General features: G+C 45.8%; 24 protein-coding genes and 1 riboswitch. Of the genes, 15 read left to right on the top strand and 9 right to left on the bottom strand.

All coding sequences use genetic code 11. The features are described from left to right. Positions 1–632 precede the first annotated feature (632 nt). The 6 genes from JKY90_05585 (at position 633) to gcvPB (ending at position 7,942) form a co-directional block, all read left to right on the top strand. On the top strand, positions 633–1,577 hold the full coding sequence (locus tag JKY90_05585) for an extracellular solute-binding protein (GenBank protein MBL4851736.1): 945 nt from the start codon (positions 633–635) through the stop codon (positions 1,575–1,577). Positions 1,578–1,623: 46 nt separating this feature from the next. Continuing rightward, positions 1,624–3,216, top strand: coding sequence for an iron ABC transporter permease (locus tag JKY90_05590; GenBank protein ID MBL4851737.1), 1,593 nt, complete (start codon positions 1,624–1,626; stop codon positions 3,214–3,216). 149 nt (positions 3,217–3,365) lie between these two features. Further along, a riboswitch (glycine riboswitch) is annotated at positions 3,366–3,484 on the top strand. Positions 3,485–3,531: 47 nt separating this feature from the next. Then, positions 3,532–4,617 carry a glycine cleavage system aminomethyltransferase GcvT gene (gcvT, locus tag JKY90_05595; protein MBL4851738.1) on the top strand — a complete coding sequence of 362 codons (1,086 nt, stop codon included), beginning with the start codon at positions 3,532–3,534 and terminating at the stop codon, positions 4,615–4,617. A gap of 37 nt (positions 4,618–4,654) precedes the next feature. Further along, positions 4,655–5,050 carry a glycine cleavage system protein GcvH gene (gene gcvH / locus JKY90_05600; GenBank protein MBL4851739.1) on the top strand — a complete coding sequence of 132 codons (396 nt, stop codon included), beginning with the start codon at positions 4,655–4,657 and terminating at the stop codon, positions 5,048–5,050. A gap of 24 nt (positions 5,051–5,074) precedes the next feature. Further along, positions 5,075–6,466: an aminomethyl-transferring glycine dehydrogenase subunit GcvPA gene (gene gcvPA / locus JKY90_05605; protein MBL4851740.1), complete on the top strand. Its 1,392-nt coding sequence runs from the start codon at positions 5,075–5,077 to the stop codon at positions 6,464–6,466. A gap of 24 nt (positions 6,467–6,490) precedes the next feature. After that, positions 6,491–7,942, top strand: coding sequence for an aminomethyl-transferring glycine dehydrogenase subunit GcvPB (gene gcvPB, locus JKY90_05610; protein ID MBL4851741.1), 1,452 nt, complete (start codon positions 6,491–6,493; stop codon positions 7,940–7,942). Positions 7,943–8,044: 102 nt separating this feature from the next. Here gcvPB and JKY90_05615 read toward each other — a convergent pair whose 3' ends face one another. Continuing rightward, positions 8,045–9,775 (bottom strand): EAL domain-containing protein, encoded by a 1,731-nt coding sequence (locus JKY90_05615; GenBank protein ID MBL4851742.1) that lies wholly within the window; start codon positions 9,773–9,775, stop codon positions 8,045–8,047. Positions 9,776–10,192: 417 nt separating this feature from the next. On the opposite strand from JKY90_05615, the gene JKY90_05620 reads away from it, so the two are divergent. Continuing rightward, complete coding sequence (locus tag JKY90_05620; GenBank protein MBL4851743.1) at positions 10,193–11,128, top strand: carbohydrate kinase family protein; 936 nt, start codon at positions 10,193–10,195, stop codon at positions 11,126–11,128. A 105-nt stretch (positions 11,129–11,233) separates the two neighbouring features. Here the strand turns inward: JKY90_05620 and JKY90_05625 are convergent, their stop codons facing one another. Then, the gene (locus tag JKY90_05625) at positions 11,234–12,103 is read right to left on the bottom strand and encodes a phosphoribulokinase (protein ID MBL4851744.1); all 870 of its coding nucleotides are present in this window, start codon (positions 12,101–12,103) and stop codon (positions 11,234–11,236) included. A gap of 435 nt (positions 12,104–12,538) precedes the next feature. Here JKY90_05625 and JKY90_05630 point away from each other — a divergent pair, with 435 nt between their 5' ends. Next, positions 12,539–13,486: a hypothetical protein gene (locus tag JKY90_05630; protein MBL4851745.1), complete on the top strand. Its 948-nt coding sequence runs from the start codon at positions 12,539–12,541 to the stop codon at positions 13,484–13,486. A 25-nt stretch (positions 13,487–13,511) separates the two neighbouring features. Further along, positions 13,512–14,633, top strand: a complete 1,122-nt coding sequence (locus tag JKY90_05635; protein ID MBL4851746.1) for a DedA family protein — start codon at positions 13,512–13,514, stop codon at positions 14,631–14,633. On the opposite strand, the gene mpl is transcribed toward JKY90_05635, so the two are convergent. Both mpl and JKY90_05645 read right to left on the bottom strand, forming a co-directional pair. After that, positions 14,613–16,007, bottom strand: a complete 1,395-nt coding sequence (mpl, locus tag JKY90_05640) for a UDP-N-acetylmuramate:L-alanyl-gamma-D-glutamyl-meso-diaminopimelate ligase (protein MBL4851747.1) — start codon at positions 16,005–16,007, stop codon at positions 14,613–14,615. The genes JKY90_05635 and mpl overlap by 21 nt on opposite strands. A gap of 21 nt (positions 16,008–16,028) precedes the next feature. After that, positions 16,029–16,544, bottom strand: coding sequence for a hypothetical protein (locus JKY90_05645; protein ID MBL4851748.1), 516 nt, complete (start codon positions 16,542–16,544; stop codon positions 16,029–16,031). A gap of 219 nt (positions 16,545–16,763) precedes the next feature. Between JKY90_05645 and JKY90_05650 the strand changes: the two genes are divergently transcribed. From JKY90_05650 to JKY90_05660, 3 genes are all read left to right on the top strand, one after another. Further along, positions 16,764–16,934 (top strand): hemin uptake protein HemP, encoded by a 171-nt coding sequence (locus tag JKY90_05650; protein MBL4851749.1) that lies wholly within the window; start codon positions 16,764–16,766, stop codon positions 16,932–16,934. A 112-nt stretch (positions 16,935–17,046) separates the two neighbouring features. Continuing rightward, a complete protein-coding gene (locus tag JKY90_05655) occupies positions 17,047–17,223 on the top strand; it encodes a hemin uptake protein HemP (protein ID MBL4851750.1) in 177 nt (58 codons plus the stop codon). 123 nt (positions 17,224–17,346) lie between these two features. Continuing rightward, complete coding sequence (locus tag JKY90_05660; GenBank protein MBL4851751.1) at positions 17,347–17,778, top strand: hypothetical protein; 432 nt, start codon at positions 17,347–17,349, stop codon at positions 17,776–17,778. 58 nt (positions 17,779–17,836) lie between these two features. On the opposite strand, the gene JKY90_05665 is transcribed toward JKY90_05660, so the two are convergent. Continuing rightward, the gene (locus JKY90_05665; GenBank protein ID MBL4851752.1) at positions 17,837–18,220 is read right to left on the bottom strand and encodes a hypothetical protein; all 384 of its coding nucleotides are present in this window, start codon (positions 18,218–18,220) and stop codon (positions 17,837–17,839) included. 260 nt (positions 18,221–18,480) lie between these two features. Between JKY90_05665 and tal the strand changes: the two genes are divergently transcribed. From tal to JKY90_05680, 3 genes are all read left to right on the top strand, one after another. Then, complete coding sequence (tal, locus tag JKY90_05670) at positions 18,481–19,626, top strand: transaldolase (protein MBL4851753.1); 1,146 nt, start codon at positions 18,481–18,483, stop codon at positions 19,624–19,626. A gap of 198 nt (positions 19,627–19,824) precedes the next feature. Next, the gene (locus JKY90_05675) at positions 19,825–20,727 is read left to right on the top strand and encodes a fructosamine kinase family protein (GenBank protein MBL4851754.1); all 903 of its coding nucleotides are present in this window, start codon (positions 19,825–19,827) and stop codon (positions 20,725–20,727) included. Position 20,728: 1 nt separating this feature from the next. Further along, positions 20,729–21,064: a DUF1820 family protein gene (locus JKY90_05680; protein MBL4851755.1), complete on the top strand. Its 336-nt coding sequence runs from the start codon at positions 20,729–20,731 to the stop codon at positions 21,062–21,064. 126 nt (positions 21,065–21,190) lie between these two features. Here the strand turns inward: JKY90_05680 and JKY90_05685 are convergent, their stop codons facing one another. The 4 genes from JKY90_05685 to JKY90_05700 all read right to left on the bottom strand — a co-directional run. After that, a complete protein-coding gene (locus JKY90_05685; protein MBL4851756.1) occupies positions 21,191–21,556 on the bottom strand; it encodes a DUF2892 domain-containing protein in 366 nt (121 codons plus the stop codon). Positions 21,557–21,895: 339 nt separating this feature from the next. Continuing rightward, complete coding sequence (locus JKY90_05690) at positions 21,896–22,645, bottom strand: hypothetical protein (GenBank protein MBL4851757.1); 750 nt, start codon at positions 22,643–22,645, stop codon at positions 21,896–21,898. A 60-nt stretch (positions 22,646–22,705) separates the two neighbouring features. After that, on the bottom strand, positions 22,706–23,704 hold the full coding sequence (locus tag JKY90_05695; GenBank protein ID MBL4851758.1) for a MotA/TolQ/ExbB proton channel family protein: 999 nt from the start codon (positions 23,702–23,704) through the stop codon (positions 22,706–22,708). Positions 23,705–23,775: 71 nt separating this feature from the next. Further along, positions 23,776–24,579 (bottom strand): hypothetical protein (locus tag JKY90_05700; protein ID MBL4851759.1); only part of this gene is annotated, 804 nt, incomplete at its 5' end.

Consider the following 24,579-nt stretch of genomic DNA (forward strand, 5'->3'; position numbering starts at 1 on the left):
AGCCGAAAGCCAGAGTGGAAATTACTTGGCATTGACGGGGTAGACAAATTGCCTGCCGTCAGGTGGCGAGAGCTTAATCTCGATAAGTCTGGTAAAGGTACGTGTGAAGCACTTCTTCGTAAGCTTGAGACGGTGATTACTTCATAATGAGCTGGTTTATGTTGTCTCCTTATGAATCTCTTCAATCAACTCGTGAATATTTTTTCTTGGCGTCAAGGCAAATAGCACTTGAGACTATTAATGATAATGATTATCATTAGCTTATATCTTTTACCTTTTATATATGTAGGAGCTAGTGCAGTGTCTCATACTAAACACAGAGATAGAAAGCCAGTAAACAGACAAGTACCAGACGCAGTTCGCCGCCAAGGGTGGCTCCCTTGGCAAGGGCTGCAACGCAGTAATTGTCTGTTTACTGGCTTCCCTTCGGGCGCAACGAGAAAGGCATCTGCCGCATTGCGTTGTCTTGAGATAGCACCACTATCCCGGCGACAACGCGCCTCGCATCTGTCCTTTCTCGTTGCGTCTATCTCTGTGTTTAGTATGAAACACTGCACCAGGCTGATGTTAGGACAAAACGTTTATTTATGCTGATATTGGCAATAGTTTTGCCATTTTCAGGTCAACTAATCATGGCTACAGAACCGTTGGTGGTCTACTCTGGCCGTAGTGACCAATTCGTTTTGCCTGTTGTTAAAGCGTTTACCGAAAAAACCGGCATCGAGGTTATCCTGCATAACGCTAAATCGACTGCCCTGCTCAGCAAGCTCATTCTCGAAGGTAAACGCACTGAAGCTGACCTGTTTCTCAGCAATGATGCCGGCAATCTGCAAGTTGGCGCAGACAAAGACTTGTTTCTGCCACTGCCTGAAGCGTTAACCGCTGATATTCCAGCGCAATATCGCGCACCGAATAATGCTTGGGTTGGCCTGTCCAGCCGTATGCGTGTGTTGGTGGTCAATACTGAAGCAGAAAACACACAGTTTATTGATTCTATTTTTGACCTGGCAGATCCTGCGCTGAAAGGACGCCTGGCCATTACCCATAGCGCCAACGGCAGCTATATCGCTGGTACCACTGTTTATATGCTTGCTGCGGGCATCGATGAAACTCGTGATTGGTTAAATGGAATGAAAGCCAATGTCGCTGGCAAAGTATTCAATAAACATGGCAAGGTCGTTAAGGCGGTAGCACAAGGCAAGGCCGATGTTGGCCTGGTTAACCACTATTATATCTATCGTCATTTAGCTGAAACACCCGATGCACCGATTAGAATGGTCTTACCAGACCAAGGTGAAAACGGCATAGGTGTTGCCGAAAATGTTGCAGGCATTGCCATTAGCCGACACAGTAAAAACATCGATGTGGCAAAACAATTTGTTGCTTTTTTAGTATCAGAACAAGGCCAAAAAATCTTTGCCGAAGTCAATCGTGAATATCCAGTTCGTCCTGGTATTGCTGCAGCAATTGAAATCCCGGCTGCTGGCAGCTTTAAGGTTTCTAATGTGGCCATGCATAGATTAGGTGACGAGCGTAACCGCACTTTCGATCTGATCGATTCAATTGGTATGCCTTAGCACTGCAATAAACCATATTGATAAGCTTCTATTTTTTAGTTAAACCATGCATTCAGTAGCCCGCCCTCTCGCTGGCACTGCCAGTCTTATCGCATTGCTGGCGGCCATTCCGCTTATTTTTGTCGTCTACAAAAGCAGTGGGCTGACACTTGTTAAGTGGAGAGGGCTTTGGCAAAGCCGAATCCCTGAGCTATTCGCCAACACGCTGTCACTCAGTGTATTGGTTGCCATTGGTTGTTTAATATTAGGTGTTAGTGCCGCCTGGTTGGTTGCACGTCGTGATTTTAAGGGTCGCCGCGTTATCAGTTGGCTGCTGATATTGCCTTTAGCTATTCCTACTTATGTGTTTGCCCACATCTACACAGTGATAACGGCTGACGATGGTTGGTTAGGGCAAATCTGGTTAGTCTTTTTTGATCAATCTTTAGATATTTTCAATATATGGGGCACGGCACTGGTATTAATCCTGGCCGGGTTTTCTTATGTCTTTTTGCTGGTTCGCATTGCGCTAATGGATGCCAATAGCAGCCTTGAAGAAGCAGCACGCATTCAAGGTGCCAGCCCTCTTGCCGTATTCTGGCATGTCAGCTTGCCTTTGATACGCCCAGCTATTGCCGCAGCGATGGCAATTGTTGTCTTGCACACCTTGTCTGATTTTGGCGCCGTCAGCATGCTGCGCTTTCAGACCTTTACCTTAAGTATTTATTTACAGTTAAGTGGGCGACTGGATTATGAAGCCGCTGCCGCACTAAGCCTGATACTCGTCGCCTTAAGTTTCACCTTTATTATTGTCGAGCGTTTCTTTCGGCGTCGTGCGCGCTATTTTAGTCAGGCACAATCGCGCCACCACATACCACGTAAAGCCAGTAAAGGTGAGTTATTTATTATTTGGTTTTGGCTTGGATTAATTTGCTTGTTTGCCTTTATAGTGCCGTTACTGTGGATGCTGCAATGGAGTTGGCAAGCTATCATCAGCGGTGCTATTGATGGCCGCTTTTGGGGTTATACATTTAACTCACTAACTGTTGCCGTGTTAGCGGCAACCGTCGCCATGATTATCGCACTACCTGTTGGTTTATTTCATACACGTGCCAAGTCGTGGTTAAGCAGTACCTGCTTATATTTTTCCAGCGTTGGCTTTGTCTTGCCCGGGCCCGTCGTCGCACTAGGCATTATCAGTTTTGCTATTTTCGCCCTACCAGCACTCTACGGGGGGCTAACGCTATTGGTGCTGGCACTGGTCATTCGTTTTTTACCGCTGGCAATACAGTCGCAAGAAGCCGCCATGCAACAACTAACACCTTCTATAGAACAGGCCGGGCGCGTGCTCGGTGCTGGCCCGTTGGAAAACCTGAAACGTGTCATTCTGCCAATGATTCGTGGTGGTATGGCCAGCGCCTGGGTGCTGGTATTTATCGACGCCATTAAAGAATTACCCGCCACCTTGTTATTAAGGCCGGTTGGCTTTGATACGCTGCCAGTGCGTATCTGGATAGAAGCCAGTGAGGAAATGCTCGAATTAGCCGCACCAGCAGCGCTGATTATTGTTATTGCCACACTCCCCGCTATCTGGCTCATGACCCGCACCAGCGTCAACCGCAATGGCAACAAAGACGAAATCGCTTCGCGTGGCTTTTAACTGCGTATAAAACTTGGTTTTTACTTGTTGACTAGGTAAAATCAGCGCCATCAACACGTCTCTTTTGTGGGAGAGCCTCTGTATAGTTCTACAGAGCACCGAAGGCGCAAACACGTCCGTAAACGCTCAGGTATCATGAACCACACAAGATGTTGACTCTGGAGAGTAGTCATTTTAAATGACTCGCCGAAGGGGCCAACCCACATTTCTCACCAGGCGACGAGAAATGCGGGTTAATCTCTCAGGCACACAGGACAGAGGGACGACGCCATAATAATGGCTGTCGCCTTTTTGTTGTTAATACTGTGAGTCCAAATGAAGCAAACTGTACTACACCCAGAACACATAAAGCTTGACGCCAAAATAGTCGATTTTGGTGGCTGGCATATGCCCATCCATTACGGCTCTCAGATCGACGAACATCATCAAGTTCGTAACGATGCCGGCATGTTCGATGTCTGTCATATGACGGTTGTCGATTTACAGGGCGACGGCGTACGTGACTTTCTTAAACGCTTGCTGACTAATAATATCGGCAAGCTCAAAAGCCCAGGCAAAGCACTGTATACCTGCATGCTAAAAGACGACGGTGGCATTATCGATGACCTCATCGTTTATTACATGACCGACACCTGGTTTCGTATCGTCGTCAATGCCTCAACACGGGAAAAAGATCTTGCCTGGATAAAAAAACAAGCCGCTGACTATACCGTTAATATTAACGAACGTGATGATCTTGCCATGATCGCAGTGCAAGGGCCTAATGCGCGTACTAAAGCACATGCTGCACTGGATAGCGAAATAACAACGCAGTGTAAAAAACTTAAGCCCTTCGTTGCGGTGAATCACCAAGACATGTTTATTGCGCGCACTGGCTATACCGGTGAAGACGGTTATGAAATCATATTGCCGAATGAGCAAGCAGCCGCCTTATGGCAAGCCTTGCTTGATAATGGCGTCAAAGCCTGTGGTCTTGGCGCGCGTGACACCTTGCGTTTGGAAGCCGGTATGAATTTATACGGTAGCGATATGGATGAAAGCGTCACGCCGTTAGTGTCTGGCCTGGCCTGGGTCGTCGCATTCGAACCAGCAGGGCGCAAGTTCATTGGCCGTGACGTATTAGCAACACAAGCTGCGCAAGGTAATCACGACCAATTTGTTGGGCTGGTATTAAAAGGACGTGGTGTACTGCGTAATCACCAAAAAGTGTTCGCCAAGGGCGAGTTAGTAGGTGAAATCACCAGCGGTAGTTTCTCACCTACGTTAGGGCATTCCATTGCCCTGGCACGAATTAAACACAATATTAAAGACAGTTGCGAAGTGGATATGCGCGGTAAATTTGTCACCGTAAGTATCGTCAAGCCACCCTTTGTTCGCAAGGGCAAATCATGTCTCGTCTAATGGGTACCTCTAATAATCACTGCCAGGAGCTAACATCATGAGCGACATTCCAACACAAATGAAATACACAAAAAGCCACGAATGGGTAGAGCACCTTGACGACGGTACAGTTCGCGTCGGTATCACCGACCATGCGCAAGACTTGCTCGGTGACATGGTCTTTGTTGAGTTACCCGAAGTGGGTAATGAAGTCAGCGTCGGTGAAGAATGTGCTGTGGTTGAATCGGTTAAAGCCGCCTCCGATATCTACAGCCCTCTTAGCGGTGAAATCAGCGCCGTTAATGAGGCCGTTACCGATACCCCTGAAATCGTCAATCAAAGCCCTTATGAAAATGGTTGGTTATTTGAACTTAAACCCTCTGCCAAAGCAGAAATTGATGACCTGCTTAATGCCGATGCGTATAACGAATTAGCCGAAGCCGATAACCACTAATTATAGTCAGGACACCGCACTACCATGCCATTTATCCCCCATACCGACGCAGAAACCCAATCAATGCTCGACACGATTGGTGTTGATAGCATTGAACAGTTGTTCGATGAAATACCCGCCGAATTACGCATTGATAAACTAGATAAATTGCCTGCTGCACTCTCCGAGATGCAGATCAGTCGCTTAATGTCCGAGCGCGCCGAACAAGATGCACAGCTACAGTGTTTTATTGGTGCGGGTAGTTATGAACACCATATTCCCGCAGCGGTATGGGAAATCACCACACGTGGTGAATTTTATAGCGCTTACACACCGTACCAGGCAGAAGCGAGTCAAGGCACGCTGCAACTGCTTTATGAATACCAAACCATGATGGCTGAAATCATGGCGATGGATGTGTCGAATGCTTCCTTATACGATGGTGGCTCCGCCTTGGCAGAAGCGGTGCTAATGGCGGTACGCAGTCAGCGTAAAAAAACAAGCAAGCGAATTTTAATGCCGCGAACAGTGAACCCAAATTATCGTCGTACCGTTCGCTCGATTGTTTCAAGTCAAAACATTGAATTAATCGAACTCGATTATGATAAAGAATCAGGGCACATACTGACCGAAGACAGCATTGCTAATGGCAATAACATTAGTGCGTTAATCATTCCACAGCCTAATTTCTTTGGTGTGATCGAAGAGGTTGATGCGCTCACCAACTGGGCGCATGAACATGACATTTTAGTTATTGCTGTGGTTAATCCCATCGCCATGCAGTTACTCAAAGCACCCGGGCAATGGGGCGAACGTGGCGCCGATATTGTTTGCGGCGAAGGCCAACCTTTGGGTATTCCACTGTCTTCTGGTGGCCCTTACTTTGGCTTTATGTGCTGCAAGAAAAAATTTGTTCGGCAAATGCCTGGCCGTATTATCGGCCGCACCGTTGATGTCGAAGGAAAACAAGGCTTTAGCCTAACTTTACAAGCACGCGAACAACATATTCGTCGCTCTAAAGCGACATCAAATATTTGCACTAACCAAGGCTTAATGGTCACTGCTGCCACCATCCATATGTCTTTACTCGGTGCCGATGGACTCGCGCGCGTCGCCGCCGCCAGCCATAAAAACACAGTGTCGCTTACTGCACAGTTGCAGAAAATCACTGGCGTAGAACCCGCCTTTAATAGCCCTTACTTTCATGAGGCCGTGCTTAAATTGACACGACCTGCTGCCGAAGCACTCGATGAATTAACCCAACATGGCATTCTCGGTGGTTATGACCTAAGTAATGACTACCCGGAATTAGGCAATGCTATCGTTGTCTGTGCAACAGAAACAAAAACCGAAGCGGATATTGCAGCATATAGCAATGCCATGCAAACAGTCATGTGCTCGGCAGTAGATCGTTCGCCTGTCGCCAGCAATAATTAATGAAGCCTAATAGAGAAGAACCCCATGTTAATTTTTGAGCATAGCGTCGATCAACGACGCAACCCAAGTCAGTCTCCTGATGAAATGGCAGACATCAGTGATTTGCCAAAGTCTTGTTTACGTGACACAGCGCCTAAACTTCCTGCCGTATCTGAAATGCAAACGGTACGTCATTACACCCAGCTATCGCAAAAGAATTTTTCGATTGATACGCAGTTTTACCCCTTGGGTTCTTGCACCATGAAATATAATCCACGCGCCTGTAACAAGCTCGCCATGCTGCCAGGCTTATTACGCAAGCACCCACTCACTCCAGCAAAGCATAATCAAGGCACTCTGGCTTGCTTATATGAGCTGCAAGAAATACTTAAAGACATCACTGGCATGAAAGAAGTATCACTATCGCCTATGGCTGGCGCGCAAGGGGAGCTTGCTGGTATCGCCATGATTCGCGCTTACCATGATGCACGTAATGATGATGTTCGTAGCGAAATCCTGGTGCCTGATGCAGCGCACGGCACCAATCCTGCGACAGCCGTGATGTGTGGCTATAAAGCCCGCGAAATACCAACAGACGTAAACGGTGATGTTGATCTTGATGCGCTACGTGATGCAGTCGGCCCACAAACTGCGGGCATTATGCTAACTAATCCATCCACCTTGGGAGTGTTTGAACGTAAAATCGCAGAGATAGCAAAAATTATTCATACAGCAGGCGGGCTACTTTATTACGATGGCGCCAACCTTAATGCTATTCTTGGCAAGGTCAGGCCGGGCGATATGGGGTTTGATGTCATTCATATGAATTTGCATAAAACCTTCTCAACACCACATGGTGGCGGCGGCCCGGGTGCCGGACCGGTTGGCGTTAGTGAAAGATTGATTCCTTATTTACCTGTACCAATGATTGCCTATGACGGCAAGTCTTATGGCATTACCACAGAACAAGATTGTCCAAACACTATTGGTCGCTTGTCCGCGCACATGGGCAATATCGGCGTATTAATACGTGCTTATATTTATGCACGTTTATTAGGTGCTGACGGTATGGTACGTGTTGCTGAATACGCCACCCTAAATGCTAATTACATGATGGTGCGCTTAAAAGAGAAAGGCTTTGACATGGCTTATCCTGAGCGACGTGCCACCCATGAATTTATTCTCACCTTAAAAAAGCAAGCAAAAGAATTAGGCGTTACCGCAATGGACATTGCCAAGCGACTACTCGACTATGGCTTTCATGCACCGACAACGTATTTCCCACTGTTAGTGCCAGAATGTTTTTTGATTGAGCCCACCGAAACGGAAACTCAGTATGAACTTGATGCCTTTGTCGAGGCCATGGCAGCAATACTGCAAGAATGTCATCGTGATGCAGAAATGGTTAAAGCGGCTCCCCATACGCTGCCCGTACGTCGCCTTGACGATGTGCGCGCTGCGCGCCAGCTCGATTTGGTTTGGAAACAGAGCGCTTAAGAAACTACTAATTTAGCTCAAGCCTTATACCCTAAAAAAGAGTCTTAGGATGCTGCTAAAATACTGACATCTTAAATCACAAGCGTCGCATTGATAAATAAATCAGGGACTATTTAATAGCACGTATTTATTTTCGAGTTCATCTGCGGGCAAAGGCTTACTATAATAAAAACCTTGAACCGCATCACAACCCTGTGCAAACAAAAACTGCTCTTGCCGTTGCTCTTCTATACCTTCACCGATTACTCGTAAATCTAACGCCTTAGACATCGCGATTATTGCCACTACCAAAGCATCAGCCCGATCAGAGCTGCCAATATCACTGACGAAAGAACGGTCTATTTTAATAAAATTAAAAGGCATATTTTTCAAAATTGATAGCGATGAAAAACCCGTGCCGAAATCATCTAAAGCAAGACGTAAACCTAAGTCACGTAGCTGTGTCATCGTACTAATTGCTCGATCAATATTTTCGAGCAAGTGGCTCTCGGTAAGCTCTATCACCAGACGGTGAGGCGCTACCTTATAACGATCTAGCGCCTCGGCAATTTCAACAGCAAAAGCCGGTTTTTCAAAATGTGGCGCACTAATATTAATTGAAATATAGTCTATTTTTGGCCAACGATTGAGATAAGAGCAAGCAGTTTTTATCACCCAGTTACCAATATTAAAAATCAAATGGCTTTTTTCGGCTATCGGTATAAAGAGACCAGGAGAGACTAAGCCGCGCTCAGGATGATGCCAACGTATTAGTGCCTCAAGCGCCATGATGGATTCATCACGACTGTCAAGAATCGGTTGGAAATAAAGCTCTAATTCATCGTTATCAATTGCAGTATGAAGCTCATCAGCAACCAACAAATCCGCTTGCACTGCCTCTGCCATATCGGCAGAAAAAAAACGAATGGCATTTCTGCCTTCTTTTTTTGCGCGATACATAGCAATGTCAGCATGCTTAATAATTTGATCTGCATCAGTAGCGTTCTGATCAATCACCACTATACCAATGCTCACGCCTACCCGTTGTTTTTCACCATCAAGAATATAAACCCGATTGATCACTTCTTTTATTTTTTCAGCAGCATAATATGCCTTTTCTGCTGCTAATTTTTTAACAGTACCAAGCATCGGCAGCAATATGCTAAATTCATCGCCACCAAGGCGTGCAACAATATCTTCGCGCCGTGTTACAGCTCGAATACGCTCTGCAACAATAACCAACAGCCTGTCCCCGTAAGAATGGCCTTTCGTATCATTAATAGTTTTGAAGTCATCAAGGTCAATAAACATTATTGCGCTATACTCTCTATACCGCTTAACCGTTGGTACAGCGCGCGTAACATGCTCATGTAAAAGTGTACGGTTAGCAAGCCCCGTTAGCGGGTCATGATAGGCAAGAAATTGTACGCGCGTTTCGGCTTTTTTTTGTCTAATAGAGTAACGTATTGAGCGCTCTAGAATCCCAGCAGAAAGATCATCCTTCACCAAATAATCTGTCGCCCCCGCGGCCATTGCTACCACATCAAGATCATGTCTCTTGGCGCCGTCTAAAAGAATGACGGGAATATCAACAAAACCCTCTTCTGTTATCTCTTGTAAAAACTCAATGCCACTGGTTGTGCCGAGACTGTCCCCGAACAAATAGATATCATGACAGCGCTTAACGATCTCGCCACGAGCTTGGGCAAGCTCAATAGTCCAGGTAAGCAGGTACTTGTCTTTACCGTAGATACTGTCAAGTATCTGCGCGATCAGAATATAATCGGCATGACTCTCTTCTACCAATAGAATATTGATCAAGCTTTGATCGCTCAAAGATTGGCAAGCACTCATTTGCCATCCCTATATCGTATTAGGTGACGTGTTGGACACAAATCGCGAGCGTCTGAAAATTTAACAAAAACCCTCATGAAACGCATACTCCTTATGCTATATAACTGGCTCTCACTGCCATTGACTAATAGCCAATATTGATGTCATTCACCTTTTAGCGGGGCAACTCCTTAATCATTAATTGTTATCGACCACTGTCGCATTTAGCTTAGCGCCAAGCTAGAAAAACACTCAAGCTGTCGCGTGGCTATTTAAAGCGGGTATAAATATGCCGCTATAATTGTTTTGTCTGTAATTATCATCTATTTAAGTCAGGTGGCGTTAAGATGTACTGATAACGCATATTTTGCCAATGATGACGAGGGAACGTATTATACGCAGCTCATCGTGCGGTAAAGACAATTGGAGATAAACAACGTGTCAGCATTAATCTGTGGTTCTATGGCTTACGACACTATTATGGTGTTTCCTGATTCGTTTAAAAATCACATTCTTCCTGACAAGATTCATATTTTAAATGTGGCTTTTTTAGTCCCCGAATTACGTCGTGAATTCGGCGGCTGCGCGGGTAATGTTGCCTATAATCTTGGTTTGCTGGGTGGCAGCGGTAAGATCATGGCAACGGTTGGCGATGATTTTGGCAACTATAAAAAATGGCTTGAAGATCATGGCATTACAATGGAGCATATTCGCCATATCGCAAACTCTTATACTGCACAGGCCTATATTACAACTGACCAGGATGATAACCAGATCACCGCCTTTCACCCTGGCGCAATGAACTACTCGCAGCAAAATAAAGTTAGTGATGCTGCTAGCATCACTATTGGTATGGTCTCTCCCGACGGGCGTGATGGCATGATAGAACATGCACAGCAGTTCGCCGATGCCAACATTCCGTTTATCTTTGACCCTGGTCAGGGGCTACCTATGTTCGGCAAAAAAGAATTGAATCAATTTATTGACCAAGCCACCTGGATAGCGGTTAATGATTATGAAGGCGAAATGCTGCAAGATAAAACAGGGCTGTCGCTTCATGCCATGCAAGAACACGTTAGAGCCATTATCGTTACGCGTGGCAGCGAAGGCTCACGCATCTTTCATGATGGCACGATCACAGAGATACCTGTTGTCGAAATCGATACCATAAAAGACCCCACTGGCTGTGGCGACGCCTATCGTGCTGGCTTACTCTATGGCTTGATGAATAACATGGATTGGCAAACAACGGGGCGCATTGCCTCACTCATGGGCGCAATCAAAATCGGCCATGCTGGCACACAAAATCATTGTTTCAGCAAAGACGAGTTTTACGCGCGCTATCAAGAAGTTTTTGGTAGCTCACTTGATTAAGACTTGATAAGAATGGTATTAAATTGGTAACGGGGTCTAACACGAAACACTTTAAAGCATTATTGGGCACCCAGTATAAATTGGGCGCCCAATAACAATACGGCATCACACCGTACGCATTTTCTCGATCATAGTATGCAGCATGGGCGTAAGAATAATTTCCATCGCCATGCCCATTTTGCCACCTGGCACAACTAGCGTGTTCGGGCGTGACATAAAGGAGTCTTCGATCATATTCATGAAATAAGGGAAATCTTGCGCTTGAGGCTCACGAAAACGTATAACAATAAAACTCTCATCTGGCGTTGGAATATCACGCGCGATAAAGGGATTAGAGGTATCAACAACCGGTACCCGCTGGAAATTAATATCCGTACGTGAAAACTGCGGTGTCACTGTATGCACATAATCATTCATGCGGCGCAAAATGGTATCGGTGACCGCATCAACAGAGTAACCGCGTTGAGCGCAGTCACGATGAATTTTTTGAATCCACTCAAGGTTAACAATCGGCACAACACCCACCAGCAAATCAACCCACTGAGCAACGTTATCATCTTCGTTGACAACACCACCGTGCAAACCTTCGTAGAAAAGCAGATCCGAACCTTTCTCTAAGGCTTGCCACGGCGTAAACGTACCAGGCTCTTGACCAAAAGGTTCCGCTTCTTCTTCGTTATGTAAATAGTAACGGCGCTCGCCAGCGCCCGTTTCACCGTAGGTCTTAAACAGTGCTTCAAGCTTATCGAATAAGTTAGCCTCCGAGCCAAAATGGCTAATATTGCCACCTGCATCCTGTGCCTTGGCGATTTCTGCCTTCATCGCTACCCGGTCGAAACGGTGAAAACTGTCACCTTCGACGATGGCAGGGGTAATTCCCTCGCGACGAAAAATATGTTCAAAGGCAAGTTTAACAGTAGTGGTACCCGCACCAGACGAGCCGGTTACGGCGATCACAGGGTGTTTTACAGACATCGTATCTCTCCAATACAAGTAAAAATAAATAAGCGCGGCTGTGATACTTCAAGCCGTCACAACTACGTGCCCCCACGCTTTCGCTGGAGCGAGCTCTCGGGGTAAAAAATCTCAGGTACTTATACACAGCGAATTAATGATTATTCTAGCTAAGCGCGATGCACCCCAAGAGCGTGGTACAAAAACAAGTTATTATACTAAAGCAGCAATCATGCTGCGAACTGTCTTATCAAAATATAAGTCCTGAAAATCGAAAACGACAAAAAAACCATGTACTTCTCCAATTCTCAACGCGCCCTTAAGGCGCTACGTGTACCCCTTAAGGGCGCATTACAACGTACCCCCACGCTTTCGCGGAGCCTGCCCCGTGCTTGGCACCGGAGGCAGGCTCTCGGGGTAAAAAGCCTATTTTTCGGTTTCGTTAAAGTACTAACATTGTGTCTTGTCATCACCCTTAGTGCCTGTTCTACTGTCCCAAAAAATACTCAAGATATTGATTTTAATAGAGTTTACTCTGTAAACAATATTGAGTCAGGGCTGCTCGCCAAATATGCGCCAATACTTCGTATCGAAAACAGTGACCGACAATTCAATAAAGTCGGCACGGTCACAGCGCGCAAAGACAAAAATAACAAAGAACTCATTGAAATTGACACTGGTCGAGCGACATTATATGGTGAGCAAACACGCTTTACAGGGCAACACGGTCATTATACCAATCTAATCTACCGCTTTCATTTCAGTCGTGTACCGTTTCGTGTCTGGCCATTTAGCCTCACCTACGGTCGTAACGTTGGGCTTTTTGTCATTATCACGCTCAATGAAGACGAACAACCGGTTTTGGTGAGCACTGTTCATAGCTGCGGTTGCTACCTGGCGTTTATACCAACCGATCAGTTGATAGATTCGGCCCCACCAAAGGACTGGGCAAATAATGGCCAGATTGTATTTGGTGAAAAACTGCCTGGGCTAATCAAAATAAATGACAAAAACTCTCGTTTTATCATTGACCTACGAACTGAAAGCCACCGGGTTCACGGCGTCTCTGTCGCCCCATCAGACCTATCACCTGATATAGAGATTACCCCAATGCGTCTTGCTGCCATCGATGAATTACGCTCTTTGCCTATTGGCGATGAAACAACATCGCTATTTTCACAGCAAGGCCCGCGTAAAGGTTATGTCAAAGGCTCGCACAAACCCTTCGAGGCATTACTCATGAGTTGGTGGGCCCTTGACCCACGCATTGGCGTCGATAAAGACTATGGTGACCCCGAAAAAACCGGTACTATCTTTTATACTAGCCTGAAACCCTGGAAGCGGAAAGTCTCCAATATGTGGCCGTTCACCGACTTCCTCGAGTTTTGGGGCTGGTCTTTATAATCCTAAATAATCAGAGATACTAGCTGTGGACAGCACCCTGCTTGACCCTGTGCTCGGCTGGATCGCAGCGCACCCTCACTGGGCCTATTTTATTGTCGCACTGATAGCCTTTACTGAATCGCTCGTTATTGTTGGCCTGATTGTACCCGGCGCTTTTTTATTATTTGGCGTCGGCGCGCTCATTGGTAGTGGTGAGCTGGCGCTATGGCCAACATTAATCGCTGCCGCTATCGGCGCCATACTCGGCGATGGTATTAGCTTTTGGCTCGGCTATCACTTTCGTGAACGTTTAGCGCAGTTGTGGCCCTTTAATCGTTTCCCCAAGCTAATGTCAAGAGGAATAACGTTCTTTAAACGTCACGGCGGTAAAAGTATTTTATTCGGTCGCTTTGTTGGCCCTGTGCGGCCAATTATTCCTGCTGTTGCTGGCATGATGCGTATGTCAGTACCTAAGTACATCAGTATCAATTTACTCTCGGCGATGGCTTGGGCGCCGGCCTATTTATTACCGGCTGCCTTTCTCGTCGGCTATGCCAAGGACGAAGTTGCCACGGTGACAACAAACCTTATCATAACACTACTGCTTGTTATTGCTCTAGCCTGGCTAGTGTTTGCGATGTTGCGATTTTGTTTGACAAGAAAGCCTGTCGTAACTGTCGTTGGCTTGGTCGCTCTACTACTCATCGCATACATCAAGTTGCCAACAGCGCTACATTCTGCCGCAACGATTACAAGCCAGTGGCAAACTGTCAGGCCTGCGGCTGCGTTACAAGAATACGGTTGGTCACCCGCCAGCCGCTTTAGTGTGAAATCGATGGTTCAATGGTTCGACCCAAAAATCGACAATCATCTCCTGCCAGTTGCCTACAACGCGTGTGCAGAACTTGAGCCCGGCACGCATTGGTCACATCCCAGCAGTAGTATCCATAATTATTTTATACACTGGTGTTTAAAGTCCGATACTGGCAGCGGAAAATTTATCGGCTATCGCATTATTAATGTTTTTTCTCTATTTCGATTGCCTGTTCAAGACCATGCTATTGAGCAACTACAAGATCAACTACACGAGCTCTTCCTGGCTGCTGGGCAATCTTATCACTGGAAAAATACTCATAATGGTAGGGAGTTAGTTCTCGATGGCACTTGATTGCTGCTGCGCCAGGTCGTCAACAATACGCTCACGTAAACCACTAAAATCACCATTGCTCATAATGACAATATGATCACCAGCCTTGGCATTTTTTAACAAACAGCGGCCAAGCTCTTCGATGTTGTTTTTAACCCAACAAGCTGAATGTTTGCCAATGGCATCGCTCACTGCGCCAATATTCCAGCTCATCTCATCAGGTGCATAAAGCATCACCTCATCGGCATCGACAAATGATGCTGCCAGGGTATGTTCATGCACGCCCATACGCATGGTATTCGAGCGTGGCTCAAAGACGGCGATAATACGTTGCTGACCAACCTTACGACGTAAACCATCAAGCGTGGTCTTTATTGCCGTTGGATGGTGGGCAAAATCATCATAGACGGTAATATCATTAACATAAGCAATCTTTTGCAATCGACGTGCAACACCTGAAAAACAGTTTAGCGCCTCAATTGCGTGTTGAGTCGGTACGCCAGAGTGACGCGCAGCGCCAATCGCTGCCAGTGCATTGGCAACGTTATGCGCACCCGTTAACTGCCACTGTAGTGTGCCTTGCTTTTCATTAGAAAAATAGACATCAAAGCGGCTGTAATCATCAGCGCCATCTCTGATATGCCAACCATGGCTTTTATGTTGCCCGCTTGAAAATGACTCACACGATGTCCAGCAACCTTGTGCTAAAACATCTTTCAAATTTTCATCGTCAGCATTATTCACCACCAAACCATTGGCCGGCACAATACGCATTAAATGATTAAACTGGCGTTTGATGGCATCAAGATCAGGGAATATATCGGCGTGGTCATATTCTAGATTATTTAACACTAGAGTTCGTGGTTGATAATGAACAAATTTGGATCGTTTATCAAAAAATGCGGTGTCATACTCATCTGCTTCAATAACGAAAAAAGGCTCCTTACCCAAGCTTGCTGACACCTCTAAATCATGGGCAATACCGCCAATCAAAAAACCCGGGGACATGCCAGCATAATTTAAAATATGCGCCACCATGCTCGCTGTTGTCGTTTTGCCATGCGTACCGGCAACAGCCAACACCCAACGCTTCGATAATATTTCTCTGGCCAGAAATTCAGGACCAGACACATACGGGATCGTATTATTGAGCACATATTCAACTGCCGGGTTGCCACGCGACAACGCATTACCTATCACCACCACATCCGGCCGTGTTTTGAACTGCACTTCATCGTAACCCTCGTACAGCTCGATACCCTGGCTCGCCAACTGTGTGCTCATGGGTGGGTAGACATTACTATCGCTACCGGTCACGCGATGACGCATACCGCGCGCAAGTAACGCCAAGCCGCCCATAAACGTGCCGCAAATTCCAAGTATGTGTATGTGCATTAAGTCACTCTAAATAAGGGCTTAAGAAAATGCGATCGCAATTAAACGCATGATAAGTATATAAATAAAGAAGTAGGCCAGGGTCACACCCCAAGCCCACGCAATAGTAATGGAAATTGCATGTCGGACGATGTTGCTAATGACGGCCAGGCTCCATATAAGGTGGAACAATAATAATAAGGAGGGTAAGGGCACCTGGTTTTCAGTGCCAGCAAAACTCGCTTGCCAACTTAATAATGCCCAGGCGACGATGCCCAACAAGACGCTACTGCCAGCAAAGGCGGTCGCCGTTTGAGTAAAGCGTGAATAATAGCCTTTAAACGAAAGTAAAAACCAAACGAAGCCAAGCAGTAGTACGACATCGAACCCTGCAAATATCATGGGATCGATAAAGGGTATCGATAGCTTCGCCAGCGCTACATCGAGCGCAAAATACGTGATCAGACAAAACGTGAGCAAGCTCGAACTGAAAGGCAGCTGCTGCGGCCCCGCACGCAGCAGACAAAGATCAAACACGGTACGAATAAAACGATTCACGGCCAACACCATAGCCGATCTGGCAAAACTTGACTATGCCAGGCGCCTGTCGGACTTAGGATGAATCTATTGCATTGAGTCATTTTAAGTCCATTTTCTCGCTACGATCACCTGAAGTCCGACGATTTTCTTAGCAGTGCATGAAAATAAACTTGACTTAGTAATGAGAATCATTACTATTTGATAAACGTTCTTATTAATAAGCCGAGGCTATTCACCATGCAGTCAACAAACCGCTTTCGCAATATTACTGTTTATGCCAATGATCAAGCGACTTTTGTTGCCAGTCGTGATCTGCTTGGCGACGATACCCGGCTCCATATCCGTCATAACCGTGAGCGCTATTTATTAAGGCTAACACGTGCTGGAAAGCTGATTCTAACCAAATAACCCTTGGCAATCTCTGATTAATTCTGCAAGCAAAATCTTTTCCCTAGCAAGCAAGTTTTCACTCCTCTGTTAGTAGCCAGCCCGGGATTTTTTACAATAGGATAAAACCACTATGAATAGCGCCCCAGCAATGAAAAAACGTGATGTAACCATTCAGTGTCCAGATGCCGAGCAACACGTCAGTAGTCGTGAATTACTCGGCATACAACAATGCCTTGCTATCGCACACAACAACGAATTCTACCAGTTGCGCCTTACCCGCAACGGTAAACTGATTTTAACCAAATGAAAGCCCTTCTCTCCTTGGTTAGCCCCATAGCCAGCATATCGATAAGCTCGCCATGGGTTTTTTATTGTAAACTGCGCGCCAACTTGCACTCTATTTAGTCAAGAATACTGGGGGGTTTTGATCATGTCTCGCCGATTTTTTTACCCTTTCGCCATCCCATTTGGCGCCGTTCTGTTTGGCTTTGCTGCTATCGCTGGCTTGCAAGCTGATGACTCTGCGCTGGCTTTTAGCTATGCCGAGAAAAACCCAGCAAAGGCTGTTGTCGAAACCGTGCCTGGCCTTATTATTTGGGCCGAAGCCGAACTTGCCGAGCACCAAGGTGAGGGACTTTATAAGGGTCTGGCAATCGATGAAGCCAACACTCAAACGATGATTTTTATTGCCAAAGAGCTTGAAGCCAAAGGTAAATTACTAGTGGAAAATGGTGATATCAACAAAGCGCTACCACAGTTTTTAGCCGCTGAAGCTGTTGTCCGCTATGCCGCAGCAATGCCACATTTACTTGAAGACAGGGTATTCGGCGATGAAGAGGAGGATGAGAGCAATCATCACTAGTGGAAAAAATAGGGTTTTATACGCTAGCGTGCGGCAGAAAATGGCCTGGCAGCATGGATTACCAGCGGGATCTAAAACCCATAAAGAGGGTCGGCTCCAAGATATCATCTTGCGAGGTACCGTCAAATCGTACACCAAGACCCAATTTTTGGGTCAATTTGTAGCGGATGATACTATCGATTTCAGCAACCTCGCGTAGATAGCGTTTATCGACAGCAATCGCGTCTTTGCTAACGCTATCAATAAGTTGTGCTGCTGAGACAAAGACAATCGTATCTGCGCTATTGAGCGTAGAGTCGGCAGAGAATTGCGCCGCGCTATTGGGATATTCAGCATTCGCCTTACCACCTGTGAGGACTAATGACGTTACCAGTAATGTCATAACTACTAGGGGAATCATATTCGCCAACATACCCATCCAACTATTACGACAATAGGACATGATTTACAACCTCCAGGCGCTCCCCGCCTCTACATCCTCACTTAACAGTGCCACCCCTGACCTTGGATAAAAGTATCCGCCAATTGATTCACTGTTTCCGTGATTAAGGCCACAAAATTCAAGCAATACTGTAATACAGACTTACAATCCAAATAGGACACTTGTTTTAAAGTTATAGCGTAGAGTGACCGTTATAGTAAGGAACTGATACGGGTCAGACCAACTCTAAAATCTTAAGAAAAGAAAAAGGAAAAACTTACATGAATCCGCTACTCACACTAAGCAGTTTGGGCCAGAGCGTCTGGTACGACAATATCCAGCGTTCTATGCTGTCATCAGGCATGTTACAACGGTTAGTAGAAGATGATGGCTTAAAAGGCGTCACGTCCAATCCGTCTATTTTCGAAAAAGCCATTAACGGCAGCAGTGACTATGACGGAGCGCTTGTCGCACTACGCGCTGAAAACCCTAACGCCACCTCACGCGAACTGTTTTTTTCGTTAGCGGTTGAAGATATTCAAGCCACTGCCGATGTGCTGCGACCTGTTTACGATGCCAGTAATGGTAAAGACGGCATGATCAGCCTCGAAGTAGGGCCTGACCTGGCACAGGATACCGATGGCACCATCGCCGAAGGCCGCGAACTATGGCAGCGTGTCGATCGCCCTAACCTGATGATTAAAGTACCGGCCACACGCGAGGGCTTGGGGGCTATTCAAACACTGATTGCCGACGGCATTAACGTTAATGTGACCTTGCTCTTCTCAACACAGCGCCATGAAGAAGTGATGGATGCCTATTTAAGTGGATTGGAAACCAGGCTCAAAGCAGGCAAACCCATTAATAAGGTGGCTTCCGTCGCCAGTTTTTTTATTAGCCGGGTCGATACGGCTATCGATAGTCTGCTCGACGCTGCCAAAATGAGCGATGATGACATGCGTAAAAAGGCTCATTCACTCAAAGGTAAAATTGCTATCGCCAATGCCAAAGTGGCTTATCAAAATTACAAAGAAGTATTTGCCAGTGAACGCTTTCAACAACTACGTGAAGCAGGCGGCCAAACTCAACGCTTACTATGGGCCAGTACTGGCACCAAAAACCCTGACTACAGCGACGTGTTGTACGTTGAAACATTAATTGGCCCAGACACCGTCAACACCATGCCACCGGCAACTTTCGATGCAATGCGCTCACATGGTCATCCGTATCTGACATTGGAACACGGCATAGACCTGGCACGCTTTCAAATCAATATGCTGCCTGAAGTTGGCATTGACCTTGATACCGTCACCGAAGAACTGGAAGTGCAAGGTGTTGCTGTCTTTGCTACGTCATTTGATACCTTACTTGAAGCTATCGATAACAAACTCGCTTCAACAGACTTTCAAGGCGCCGTAAGCGCTTAGTTTTCCTTGTCGTCTCAAAACCCCACACGCTCTCAACATTAAGGCAGCGTGTGGCATTCAAACTCTGATAAAATAATATGCTATACCCGCCGTCTGTATCAGTATAGTTGTCGTCCGTCTGTATCAGTATAGTTGTCGTCTTGTCCTACGCCACCATAAACACACACTCTACCCTGTCCAACTGAGGGTTCCAGCATAATGATTCGCCCCGCATTGCGTGACACGCTGAGCCAGCAAATCAGCAACAATCAAAACCGAGCCTTTACCCTGCAAGCCTGCCAGGCTATTGGCGGCGGCTCTATTAACAACAGTTATAAAATTAGTGGTAAGGGACAAAACTATTTTATAAAAATTAATAGTGCCCACTTTATCGGCATGTTTGCTGCGGAAAGCCAAGGCCTTATGACCATTGCCCAGAGCAATAGTGTACTCGCGCCAAAACCCATCTGTCATGGCGAACTCGAAGGCACAAGCTATCTTGTTATGGATTACCTTGAGCTTGGGGCCATACGTAGTCATGACAACAAACATAGTATCGATAAGCTCGGTGAGCAACTCGCTGCCATGCATCGCCACAGCCACACATCATTCGGTTGGGATATCGATAACACCATCGGCTCCACACCACAGATCAACACGCCCTGTAATAGTTGGCCCGAGTTTTATAGTGAATATCGATTACGTTATCAAATCGATTTAGCCAACGCCAACGGTCATCATTGTCAACTTATCGATAAAACCTATGAGCTACTCGATTACCTAGATCAATTGCTGCATCACAAGCCACAGGCATCACTATTGCATGGTGATTTATGGTCAGGCAACTATGGAATTTGTGAAGATGGCACGCCGGTTATTTTTGATCCCGCTGTTTATTACGGTGACCGTGAAACCGATATTGCCATGACAGAGTTATTCAGCGGCTTTACACCACGGTTTTATGATGCCTATTGGCACCATTATCCCAAAACAGAGGGATACCCTGTACGCAAAACTCTATATAATCTTTACCATATACTTAACCATCTCAACCTGTTTGGTAATAACTATTACTCACAAGCTGATCACATGGTGTCAGCGCTGCTAAGTGAGGTACGATAATATGACAGAAAAAACAATTTATCGCATTGTCTTCATCAATCAAGATGAGGTCTATGAATTACATGCCCACTACGTTGGCCAAAGCGATGTCTTTGGCTTTATTGAAATCGAACAGCTGATCTTCGGTGAAAAATCCGAACTGGTTATTGATCCCACAGAAGAACGGCTGGAAGCAGAGTATGCAGGCGTCACCCGTACACATGTACCCTTGCACTCCGTCTTGCGTATCGATGAAGTAGAGAAACGCGGCACTAATAAAATTTCGCCCGCCACCGGACGCACGGCAAGCATAATGCCGTTTCCAAGCGCATCATTACCAAAGAGAACGGATAAATAAACGCTTCTTATAACCCTACTTCTCTGGAAAAACTAATAAAAACTATGTATCACAGCTACATGTCTTGAACCTTTCCCTGCAAGACATGTAGCAATTAATCCAGCCCGTATAGTAGTTTCTCCTATGCTAGGGCTCCTTGTCATGATGTGAACCCGCTAGACTATGGTCATATTCATAATCTTTATCAGGCTGAGGCTTATTGCCCATTGCGGCATCCATTTGATACGGCAGTGTACCGGTAACATTACGTCCGTGGTCTCCACCTGTTCTAAGGCCGATAATTTGATAAATGGGATCCCAACCCATCATGCACGTCATTAAAGGATAAATAGAAACAAGCAACAACACAGCTTGCCACATCTGCATAGCATCCGCGGTTACTGCAGAAAGAACGCCAGCGAATAACAATGCACCACCCGCAAAAAACCGAATAGCGCGATCAATCAAGCCTATATTATGAGGATCTTGAATATCACCTTTTACTCTATCCATAATAATCTCCTTTTCTATCAGACTTTATTGCCCCTGAACTCAGAGAACAACACTCATCTTTATTTCAATAAAGATTAAATACCCACATTTAAAATTATCCTCCTAAAAAATCACAAACGCAATTTATCTAGCAATAAATGCATGCCAAACATGCAAATAATAAATAAATTAAATTTCTGAGATGCACATGAGAGTTGCAGACGAACGAGTCGTTTTGACGCTATATGTAACAACAGAAATCTGAATTCCTTTCTTAATTATTTCTTTTCGCCTTACTGACAAAAAGAAATGGCAGAAAAAAACACATGAATTTCGAATATACTTAAAAAGCGTGTAGCACTACTTAAACTGTAACCACAACATTTTTCCACCCGTTTCTTGCGCCAACGTTTCATACTCCCACCGTGTTGCGGGATTGATCCGACCGAGCGGCAAAGTAAAAACGGGTGCTTTGATTTTTTTATAAAAAATACGATCATCTGATGGTTCATCGCCAATCAGAATATACGCGCTCGGTATATCTGCATTTTGCTCGGCACGTTTAAACGCCGCGCCAATCGTTTCTTGACTACCGGTAAACGGTGCACCATCAATCAGCGCATCTAACATTGCAGACATTGATCCACTATAGGTATCACCACGACCATCTGAAAACCAGGTAACGGCGTCAAGGTCTTTACCCGAACGCAAGGCGATAACACGCAGCACCGGGATAAGAAATGTCGCAGCGCCGTGCATAGACCCTGTGCCATCGATCACCATATGAATCGTCGTTCCGGGTATGTCACGCAGCCCTTCAACAAACAGCTCAAAATCTTTTCGGCCCTGACCCTCATCCAGCCCAGCGCCTTCTAAAACGATCTCAACTTGTGCGTCGGCACCCAATCCATTCATTTCATTGATGTCACGCTGGAATACCTTTAACCGTTTTTGCGTGCGATCCAATTCTGCCTGTGCAACAGCCAATTCTTTTTTCAGGCGCGGCACTTCATAGGTGTCTTGAATACGATAGGTGATAAGAATAATCACGAAAAGAAAAACAAACGCCGCCAACATAAGCAACGCAAGATCAGAAAAACTTTCATACATAGTGCCACCAGAACGGCGACGTGTGCGGATGCTCATATTATAGTTAGTGTCTCACGCCAGCTACTTGCGAAAATGCCTGAACAAATGACGCCAGCGTATGCGCCAGGGACTATTAAGTGTGTTGAGCATTTCAATTTCTGCTTTTAACAGGTGGCAATAATAGTCTTGCATTTTAACCGCTTGATGTAGCGAGGTCTCTGTCTCTTCTTCTTCGACTGGCTGTCTCAATAACTGCACTTCGTTTCTGAAACGAGCCAAGGAGCTAGCTGAATCGGCAAAGGCTTGATCCAGTCCTACAACATTTTTACGTAGACGTTCAAGTTCGGCTTCCAGTGCATGAATATCCCTGTTGGCCGACGGCTTAAGCTCTGCGCCAAAATATACGATGCATAAGCGCATAATCATATCGTGCAGTGCGTCAATGCTATGTTCACTGATTAAGGCAAATACACGCAAAACAACACCGCCTAATGCGGCGCCTAACAAGGTTGTGTAAAACGCAGTGCCCATGCCCGCCATGGAGTCACGCAAGCTGGCAATTAAAAGTTCTTGATCATTGCCCAATGCCTTAAGCGAACCGGTCAACCCGGTCAGTGTCAAGGTAAGCCCCACTATCGTACCGATCAAACCAAGGGTGATAAGCAAATTACCAAGAACCTCAATAAAATGGTTAGTGCGGCGATAGCCACCCATTTCAACATTGAGTAGCTGCTCTGGATCAGGGCTGGCATTAATCGAGACGGCGTATTTGAGATTACGTAAATAGCGTCCCAACATGCGGTGCAAACGTTGACTATCAAGCCCTTCCAGGCCACGCTCGTTGCCGCGACGCTCAATATCATAGGCCTGCGCCCATTCAAAGGTCAGCGCCAAAACAAGCAACAAGCTTAAAATAGCACCGAAGACAAACACAGCCATGATTAACCAGGTAATACGGCTGTTGTCATGTTTTATAAACTCGACAACATCGGTGCCCTGATAAAGCTGTGCGTAACCGACGATGGTTACGGTAAACCATATGACCCAATAAAAGAGTGCTTTAAGCGCGCGTTGATTCACGTGTTCGTTCTATCTAGACCTGGACGTTAAGAGCCCTATTTATTTTATCGCCCTGTATAGGCGGCCAGTTGTTAGCTAACTACCCCTTTAGCATGCAGAAATTGCTTGGCTTCATGGCCTAACAAGGCCATCTCCAATTCTTTTTCCCAATCATAACCTTCAACATTTTCTTCATCATCAACAACTATGTCAAAATAATCAGTCGAGGCGTAGAGACGAGTATGACGTGTCTCTTCCATCGATGGCGTTAAATCAGGCCAAATTTCATGGAACAAGTCGGCAGGACGTGTAATTGACCATTCTTCGATTAGTTTGTAATTCGCAGGCAAGTCGTTAAATGCTTCCGGCACGCCGGTCTGAGCAAGACCTTCATGCTCATGATCTGAATACATATAGATAACAAGTTTTGGCTTAGCTAATAACATACTTGGTGTTAAATTTACGCCTGATGGCATCCATATACTTAAGGCAACATCAACGCCACCGTCGTTCAAATCACTAACGCTATTAATGAAAGAAAACACTTCGGGGTCGTAGAACGATTCAAGCTGATTAGGCTTGTAGCTGTCGCCGCGAGCACCTTCAACTTTAATGCCTTCGCGACCCAGCAGACTCCCGACAAAACCATTGCCACATTCAAACTCAACCGTGCGCGTATTATCACCCAGCTTTTTGATAAAAGCAGCGATGCGCCTTAACTCACTACGCAATGGATAAAACGGTGCAATGGTGTGACGATGAGTTTCAGGATTACGATCAGGGTTACTGAATACCAATGCGTGCAATGGCAAGTCTTTAATACGTTCAGAAAAACTGGCGCTTTCATCCCAAGCCGAGTGCTGCTTTTCCTGAAAAGAGATAATGCGATTAAGCAT

The sequence above is a fragment of the Gammaproteobacteria bacterium genome (assembly GCA_016765075.1).
Taxonomy (GTDB): Bacteria; Pseudomonadota; Gammaproteobacteria.